This window comes from Alloalcanivorax mobilis, assembly GCF_002864685.1.
GTDB lineage: Bacteria > Pseudomonadota > Gammaproteobacteria > Pseudomonadales > Alcanivoracaceae > Alloalcanivorax > Alloalcanivorax mobilis.
Window position 1 is genome coordinate 74,746 of sequence record NZ_NMQZ01000008.1, and the last position, 8,035, is coordinate 82,780.

General features: G+C 60.9%; 7 protein-coding genes. 4 read left to right on the plus strand and 3 right to left on the minus strand.

What is annotated here, in order from left to right; translation table 11 throughout:
• Nucleotides 1-13 precede the first annotated feature (13 nt).
• Nucleotides 14-577: a helix-turn-helix transcriptional regulator gene (locus CGS25_RS06910; RefSeq protein WP_089032495.1), complete on the minus strand. Its 564-nt coding sequence runs from the start codon at nucleotides 575-577 to the stop codon at nucleotides 14-16.
• 109 nt (nucleotides 578-686) lie between these two features.
• On the opposite strand from CGS25_RS06910, the gene CGS25_RS06915 reads away from it, so the two are divergent.
• A complete protein-coding gene (locus CGS25_RS06915; RefSeq protein WP_089032496.1) occupies nucleotides 687-2,303 on the plus strand; it encodes an AMP-binding protein in 1,617 nt (538 codons plus the stop codon).
• Nucleotides 2,304-2,400: 97 nt separating this feature from the next.
• On the opposite strand, the gene CGS25_RS06920 is transcribed toward CGS25_RS06915, so the two are convergent.
• Both CGS25_RS06920 and CGS25_RS06925 read right to left on the minus strand, forming a co-directional pair.
• Nucleotides 2,401-4,557, minus strand: coding sequence for a 3-hydroxyacyl-CoA dehydrogenase NAD-binding domain-containing protein (locus CGS25_RS06920; RefSeq protein ID WP_101675017.1), 2,157 nt, complete (start codon nucleotides 4,555-4,557; stop codon nucleotides 2,401-2,403).
• 20 nt (nucleotides 4,558-4,577) lie between these two features.
• Complete coding sequence (locus tag CGS25_RS06925) at nucleotides 4,578-5,789, minus strand: acetyl-CoA C-acetyltransferase (RefSeq protein ID WP_089032498.1); 1,212 nt, start codon at nucleotides 5,787-5,789, stop codon at nucleotides 4,578-4,580.
• Nucleotides 5,790-6,055: 266 nt separating this feature from the next.
• Here CGS25_RS06925 and CGS25_RS06930 point away from each other — a divergent pair, with 266 nt between their 5' ends.
• The 3 genes from CGS25_RS06930 to smrA all read left to right on the plus strand — a co-directional run bounded on the left by CGS25_RS06930 (nucleotide 6,056) and on the right by smrA (nucleotide 7,966).
• Nucleotides 6,056-6,811, plus strand: coding sequence for a glutathione S-transferase N-terminal domain-containing protein (locus CGS25_RS06930; RefSeq protein ID WP_232802296.1), 756 nt, complete (start codon nucleotides 6,056-6,058; stop codon nucleotides 6,809-6,811).
• A 187-nt stretch (nucleotides 6,812-6,998) separates the two neighbouring features.
• Nucleotides 6,999-7,169: a hypothetical protein gene (locus CGS25_RS18970; protein WP_157933791.1), complete on the plus strand. Its 171-nt coding sequence runs from the start codon at nucleotides 6,999-7,001 to the stop codon at nucleotides 7,167-7,169.
• A gap of 203 nt (nucleotides 7,170-7,372) precedes the next feature.
• A complete protein-coding gene (smrA, locus tag CGS25_RS06940) occupies nucleotides 7,373-7,966 on the plus strand; it encodes a DNA endonuclease SmrA (protein ID WP_101675020.1) in 594 nt (197 codons plus the stop codon).
• Nucleotides 7,967-8,035: the final 69 nt, after the last annotated feature.

Sequence of the window (8,035 nt, forward strand, 5' to 3'; positions counted from 1 at the left end):
CTCGGGTGAGGGTTCAAGAGTTGCCATACTTATCCGACCCCGCCGGCTCGCTCGCGGGAGGATTTCGGGCGATTTCCTCCCAAAACTCAATGCAGGTTTCGACCAGTCGAAATCCCAAATTCAGCGGCGCCATTCGGCGATCCGACGCCTGACTCCCCTTTCTGATTTCCAGGATTTCCTTATAGACCTCCAGTCTATCGCAGTAGACATCGACCTGCTTCCGGGCGAGTTCCTCCAGATCTTGGCATTCCATGAAATCGCTGAAAAACAACTGCAGTACCGCCATATCCCTCATCTCAAACGCCTCCGATGGGTGCGTTCTCAACCACTGCTTCAGCGCCGTCCGTCCCTTTTCGGTCAAGTCATAGAGCTTACGTCGCCGTCCTTCCTCTTCCACCTCCTCAGATAACAGGCCGGCGGCGGCCAGCCGTTTAGGCTCGCTGTAAAGCTGCGAATGAGGAAAGGACCAAAAATAGTTGATGGATCGTCCGGCGGACCTTTTGAGCTGATAGGGCGTCGATGGGCCACGCAGCCCGATCAGACCCAGGACCACATAGGATACTGGATTGAATTTCATTAACCGTTTCTCGCTCTTTCATGGTGTTGACACCATCCGAATAGGACCATACGATTCGGATCATACGTGTAAATCAGGTCGAGCTTCTCGCATTCAACGAGGAATAACAATGCATAAAGAAGATCTTCCCAAGCTGCAAGAATCGCATTGGCACCCTGATGCTCCCGAATCCTTGATGGACATGACAATCGGCGACGCCTTAAGGCAAGCCGCTATGTCTTTCGGCAAGCGCCCCGCTTTGATCGAGGGCATAGCGGAACAACGGCGACGCGCCTGGAATTTTGCTGAACTAATGACTGATGCGGAGAGCGTTGCCCGGGTGTTGGGGGCTCGCTTCGCACCCGGAGAAAGAATTGCGGTTTGGGCCGCCAATCGCCCGGAATGGGTACTGCTGGAACTGGGCGCCGCGCTTGCAGGGCTGACCCTGGTAACCGTGAACCCTACCTACACGGACAGTGAACTGATTCATGTCCTCGGCCACTCCAGGGTTTGTGGTGTCTTCTTGCAGCCGGAATATCGAGGCAGGTCTCTATTGGCTATCCTGGAGACCGCGCGAAAACAGTTACCCGATATTCGAGAAATCATCTCCTTCGATACCTGGGAATCCTTCTTGCAATCAGAGCGGACGAATCAGGCGTTGCCGGATGTTACTCCCGATAGTGTCGCACAAATTCAGTATACGTCGGGCACTACTGGCTTCCCCAAGGGGGCGCAACTGACGCACCGTGGGCTGGTCAATAACAGCCGGCTGTATGCGCGTTTCATCAACGCGCGGGAGAAGGATGTCTGGATCAACCCCATGCCTCTCTTTCACACCGCCGGGTGCGGCCTGGCGACACTAGGCGCCTTGCAAACCGGTGGCACGCATGTTCTGGCCGCCGGTTTCGACGTTGAGCTGGTGTCCTCGCTGATACAGCGGGAAAAGGGCTCCATCATGCTATGCGTACCCACCATGTTGATCCGGCTTCTCGATGAAATGCTCACCCATTCCTACGACACGGGCAGCTGGCGACTGGTCACGCTCGGTGGAGCCCCCGTGCCGCAACACTTAGTCGAGCGCGCGCAGCTGGAGAGACAATTAAAAGTCGCCATCGGCTTCGGACAAACTGAAGCGTCTCCTTATATCACTCATACATCACCGGATGATCCGCACCCGCAATGGGCATCCACCATCGGACGGCCCTTGCCCGGCATCGAAGTCAAAATCAGCGACCCGTCCACCGGACGGACTGTTCCGCTTGGCCACAGTGGAGAGATCCGTACCCGAGGTATTTGCGTCATGAAGGGCTATTTCGATGACGAAGCGGCGACCGCGAAAGCTCTGGACGAAGATGGGTGGTTGCATACCGGCGATCTCGGCAGCATGGATGAATACGGCTATTGCCGGGTACTGGGGCGTCTCAAGGATATGATCATCCGAGGAGGAGAAAACATCTACCCTCGTGAAATCGAGGACGTACTCTTCGAACATCCCAATGTTGTGCAAGCCGCCGTGGTCGGCGTGCCGGATCCGGAGTGGGGCGAGTCCGTGGCCGCCTTTGTCCAGCTCAGGAATAAGGCCCCCGAAAACCCAGAAAGCCTGGAGAAATTCTGCAGGCGGAAACTCGCCGGATTTAAAGTTCCTCGCATTTGGCGATTTGTCGACGAATTCCCTCAAACGGGCTCCGGGAAGATCCAGAAGTTCCGTCTTAGGGAAGCGCTCATTCAGGAAGGTGGATCGGAGTAAAGTTCCATGAAATAAAGGAGCGGAGACCCTGTATCGGATCATCCGCCCCTCCAGGGGCCGGGCTCAACGTCGTTCATCGGCTCACGGCAGGTCCTTTCTATTTAAAAATCTCGCCCTTCTCGGCTTTTTCCACCAGCAACTTAGGCGGCATGAACCGCTCGCCGTAGGCGCTGGCCAGCGCCTGGGCGCGGGCCACGAAACCGCGCAGACCACCCTGGTACTGGTTCATGTACTGCACCACGCCGCCGGTCCAGGCCGGGAAGCCGATGCCAAAGATCGAGCCGATGTTGGTGTCGCCCACCGATTCGATCACGCCTTCCTCGAAGCACTTCACGGTTTCCAGGGCCTCGGCGAACATCATGCGCTCCTGCATGTCCTGGAACGGGATCGCGTCCTGAGCCGGGAACTGCTCTTTCAGGCCCGCCCACAGGTGCGCCTTGCCGCCGTCCGGATAGTCGTAGAAGCCCTTGCCGTCCAGCTTACCGGGGCGTTCCAGCTGGTTGACCATTTTCTCCATCACCGCCAGCGCCGGGTGCTGGCGCGCGCCGGCGCCGGCCGCCTGTTTGTATTCCCCGGCGATCTTCAGAGACAGCTTCATGTTGATCTCGTCGATCAGCTTCAGCGCGCCCACCGGGTAACCGGCCTGGGTGGCGGCCTGCTCGATGGAGTTGGCGTTCTGCCCTTCACCGACCATGGCGATGGCCTCGTTGATGAAGGTGCCGATCACGCGGCTGGTGAAGAAACCCCGGGAATCGTTGACCACGATCGGCGTCTTTTTAATTTGCAGGGTGTAGTCGAACGCCTTGGCGAGCACTTCGTCGCTGGTGTTTTTGCCACGGATGATTTCCACCAGCGGCATCTTGTCCACCGGGCTGAAGAAGTGAATGCCGATAAAGTTTTTCTGATTTTTCACGCCTTCCGCGAGGCCGGTGATCGGCAGCGTCGAGGTGTTGGAGCCGAGTACCGCGTCCGGGTTCACCACCGCTTCGATTTCCTGGAACACCTTGTGTTTCAGTTCGGTGTTTTCGAACACCGCTTCAACGATAAAGTCGACGCCTTCGAGCGCTTTGGCATCGGCGGCGGGCGTGATGCGGGAAAGAATTTCCTCTTTTTTCTCCTTGCTCATCTTGCCTTTCGATACTTCCTTGTCGAGCAGCTTTTCGGAGTAGGCCTTGCCTTTTTCCGCGTTCTCGAGGGAGACGTCCTTGAGCACCACCTGGGCGCCGGAGCGGGCGGTGACATAGGCGATGCCCGCGCCCATCATGCCGGCACCCAGCACCGCCACTTTTTCGGCTTTGTATTTGGGCACGTCCTTGGGGCGGCTGGCGCCGGCGTTGATCGCCTGCAGATTAAAGAAGAAGGCGTTGATCATGTTCTTGGAAACCTGGCTACAAACCAGCTCCACGAAGTAGCGTCCCTCGATCACCAGGGCGTCATCAAAGCCCACCTGGGCGCCTTCCACGGCGGCCGCCATGATGTTGCGCGGGGCCGGGTAATTGGCGCCTTTAAGCTGCTTTTTCAGGTTGGCGGGAAACGCCGGCAGGTTTTGCGCCAAGGCCGGGGTGCTGGGGGTGCCACCGGGAATCTTGTGGCCTTTTTCGTCCCAGGGTTGCTTGGCTTTCGGGTTGGCTTTGATCCACTCCCGCGCCTTGGTCAGCATGTCCTCTTCGCTGTCGGCGATGTCATCGATAATGCCAATCGATTTGGCCTTCTCCACCTTCAGGCGCTGGCCCTGCATCAGCACCTGCATGAGCGCATTCTGGATGCCCAGCATGCGCACACTGCGCACGATACCGCCACCGCCGGGCAGCAGGCCCAGGGTCACTTCCGGAAAGCCGAACTGCGCCTTCGGGTTGTTCAGCGCGATGCGGTGATGACAGGCCAGGGCGATCTCCAGACCGCCACCCAGCGCGGTGCCATTGAGCGCCGCCACCACTGGCTTGCCGAGCGTTTCCAGGCGGCGCAGCTGCGCCTTGGTGCCTTCCAGCCCGGCGGCGAATTGCTCCGCCTGGTCCGCACTGACCTGAATGATTTCGCGCAAATCACCACCGGCGAAGAAAGTACTCTTGGCGGAGGTGACGATCACCCCGGCGATCTTGTCTTTCTCGTCTTCCAGCCGTTGCACCATGGTTTCCATGGAACGCACGTAACGCTCGCTCATGGTGTTGGCGGATTGTTTGGGGTCATCCAGGATCAGGGTAACGATGTTGTCCGCGTCCTGTTCCCAGCGGATGGTGCTCTCTTTGTCGCTCATAGGAATTCTCCGTTGGGTCCTTAAAGACGCTCGATGATGGTGGCGATGCCCATGCCGCCGCCCACGCACAGAGTGCACAGGGCGAATTTCTTGTCGCGGCGTTCCAGCTCGTCCAGGGCGGTGCCCAGAATCATCGCGCCGGTGGCGCCGAGCGGGTGGCCCATGGCGATGGCGCCACCGTTCACGTTCACCTTGGCGTGGTCCAGCCCCATGTCTTTCATGAATCGCATCGCCACCGAGGCAAAGGCTTCATTGATTTCCACCAGGTCCATTTGCTCCACGCTCATGCCGGCTTTCTTGAGCACTTTGCGGCACGCCGGGGCCGGCCCGGTGAGCATGATGGTGGGGTCGGCGCCGCTGATGGCGGTGGCGACGATGCGGCCACGGGGCTTCATGCCGTAATCCTTACCCACCTGCTCGTTGCCGATCGCCACCAGGGCGGCGCCGTCGACGATGCCCGAGGAATTGCCGCCGGTGTGCACATGGTCGATCTTTTCCACCCAGTGGTATTTCTGCAGCGCGACGGCGTCGAAGCCGCCCATCTCGCCCATCACCGCGAACGACGGATTGAGGTTGCCGAGCACCTCGGCGGTGGTGCCGGCGCGCACGTGCTCATCCTTGGCCAGCACCGTCATGCCGTTGCGGTCCTTGACCGGCACCACGGAGCGCTGGAAGTAGCCCTTCTCCCAGGCGGCGGCGGCGCGCGCCTGGGATTCGGCGGCGAATTCGTCCACGTCACGGCGGGAAAAGCCTTCCAGAGTGGCGATCAGGTCGGCGCCAATGCCCTGCGGCACGAAGCCGGTCTCGTAGTTCGTGATCGGGTCCATGGCCCAGGCACCGCCGTCCGAGCCCATGGGGATGCGGCTCATCGCTTCCACGCCGCCGGCGAACACCAGATCGTCCCAGCCGGACGCCACTTTTTGCGCGGCGGTGTTGACCGCTTCCAGGCCAGAGGCGCAGAAGCGGTTGAGTTGATAGCCAGCCACGGTATCCGGCAGCCCGGCGGCCAATGCCGCGGTCTTGGCGATGCAGGCGCCCTGATCGCCCACCGGCGTCACCACGCCCAGCAGAACGTCATCAATGCGGTTCACATCCATGTCGGGAAAACGCTCGCGCAGCTCATCGATCAGCCCGACCACCAGGTCCACGGGTTTAACGGTATGCAGGGAGCCATCCCGCTTGCCCCGGCCACGGGGGGTGCGGATCGCGTCGTAAATATAGGCTTCGGTCATCTAACCATCCTCTCGCCTTGGACTGATGCCGGCCGCGCAACGGCCGACGCTGGAAAAATAAGGATCTAAGCAGGCCGCTAGAGTGCCCCAGCGGCGGCGCCCCAACAATGACAGGAGTGTTCAGGGCCCTTGAGCGGAAAAGACAGCCTTGAGCGACAAAAACCAGCCCTGAGCGGAAAGAACCGCCCATCACCACTGGCGGCCGGGCCATTGCCGCCGGCCTGGCGGACCACTAGGGTAATGAACCGCTCAACAAGGAGACCCTGATGCATTCCATCGATGTGGCCCGATCCCTGGCCGCCAGCGCCGCCCAACAGCTACGTGGCATCGCCACCCGTCCGGCCGCCCGCCAGCCGGCCGAGCCCCTGGAGCTGTACGACATGGAGGGCTGCCCGTTCTGCCGGCTGGTGCGGGAAACACTCACCGAGCTTGATCTGGATGTGTTGATTTACCCCTGCCCCAAGGGTGGAGACCGCTATCGCCCGCTGGTGGAGAAGCTGGGCGGTCGCCAGCAGTTTCCGTATCTGATGGACCCGAACACCGGCGCGGCGCTGTATGAGTCAGCGGACATCATCGACTACCTGTTCAGCGAATACGGGGGGCGGCCGGCGCCGGCGCGCTGGAAAATCAAAACCCTGCGCACCGGCAGCGCCCTGGCCGCCTCGCTGCCCCGCGGCGGGCGTGGCCTGCGCCACCAGGACAGCGCCACGCCATCGCAACCGCTGCAGCTGTATTCCTTTGAGGCCAGCCCGTTCGCGCGGCTGGTGCGCGAGCGTCTCACCGAGCTGCAGCTTCCCTATCTGCTGCGCCAATGCGGCCGCGACCGCTGGCAGGATTGGCTGCTGCCCCAGGCCCGCACCGCGCTGGATATCGACTATCAACCCGGCCAACGCAACCGGGTGGCATTGCTGGAACACACCGGGCGGGTGGCGGTGCCCTACCTGATCGACCCCAACACCGACGTGGAGCTGTTCGATTCCCGCCGTATTCTCGATTACCTGCAACACAGCTATGCCCGTTAACGGCGCGCCCACGGGCTGAAGAATATTCTCCGCGCGCCCTTCTCCACCGGCGTTTTCGGTGCTATATAGTGGCTGAGCGCCCGCCGCGGGCGCCCCGCCGGTCCGGCGCCCGGTGCCACCCGCACCACGGCGTTCAGGACCGATGTGAAACGTTTACTGCTAATAGCTAATCACGAGAGTACCGAACATGAGTCGTCGCGATTTTGATGACTACGATGCCCAAGAGTGGCAGGAAGAGCACGAACGAGTCAGCAAGGAACGCCGCAAGCGCGAGGCGAAGCTGCAACGTCATCATGAAGAGGATGACGACGCCGCCGTCCCGGCGGGTCGTATCCGCCCGGGCCGCCGGCCGGACTGATCCGCGCGCGAACTGATTGTCGAACCGATTCAGTCGCGCCAGGGCCAGACTCGCTTTTCCTGTTGTGGGGTGTGTTCGCATACCCCACCGTCTTCGTTTTTTCCGAATTCCAGGACTTCCCTCCTAACACCGCCAATCACTGCACGAACCCGTGCGGTTTGTGTACCATCAGGTATCGAACCGGGTTTTCCAGGAGAGCTGCCATGGGCGACTACGATGACGATCTGTTCCGCCGGGAAATGACCGGCGTGGCCCCGCTTGGCGAAGACGACCGGGTCTACACCGCGCCCCGCCGCGAGCCCTCGCTCACCCAGCGGCTGCGTAGAGCCTCCGCGATTGCCCGCCCCAATCAGGACCCCAACCCCCTCACGGTTCCCGAGCAGGTGCCCCAGGCCGGCCCTCACGACATCATCGGCTTGAAGAAAAACGGTGTCCAGGAAGGGGTCTATCGCAAACTGCGGCTGGGCAAATACGAGGTTCAGGAACGCCTGGACCTGCACCGGGTACGCTTGATGGACGCCCGCGATCAGGTCTATCTGTTTATCCGCGAATCGCAAAACCAGGGGCTGCGCACCGTTCTGATCAGCCACGGCAAGGGCCAGCACAGCGAGCGCCCGGGGCTGCTGAAAAGCTACGTTCTGCACTGGCTGGAAGAATTCGATCAGGTGCTTGCCTTCCACAGCGCGCCGCCGAACCAGGGCGGCGCCGGCGTGACCCTGGCGCTACTGCGCAAAAGCGGCGACGCCAGCCAGAAGAACCGCGAATTTTTTTACGAAAAGAGCCGCGCGCAAAGATAGCTGCAAGCTGCAAGCTGCAAGCTGCAAGCTGCAAGCCAGGGCAGCGTGACGGGTAAGCCGTGCCGTTGA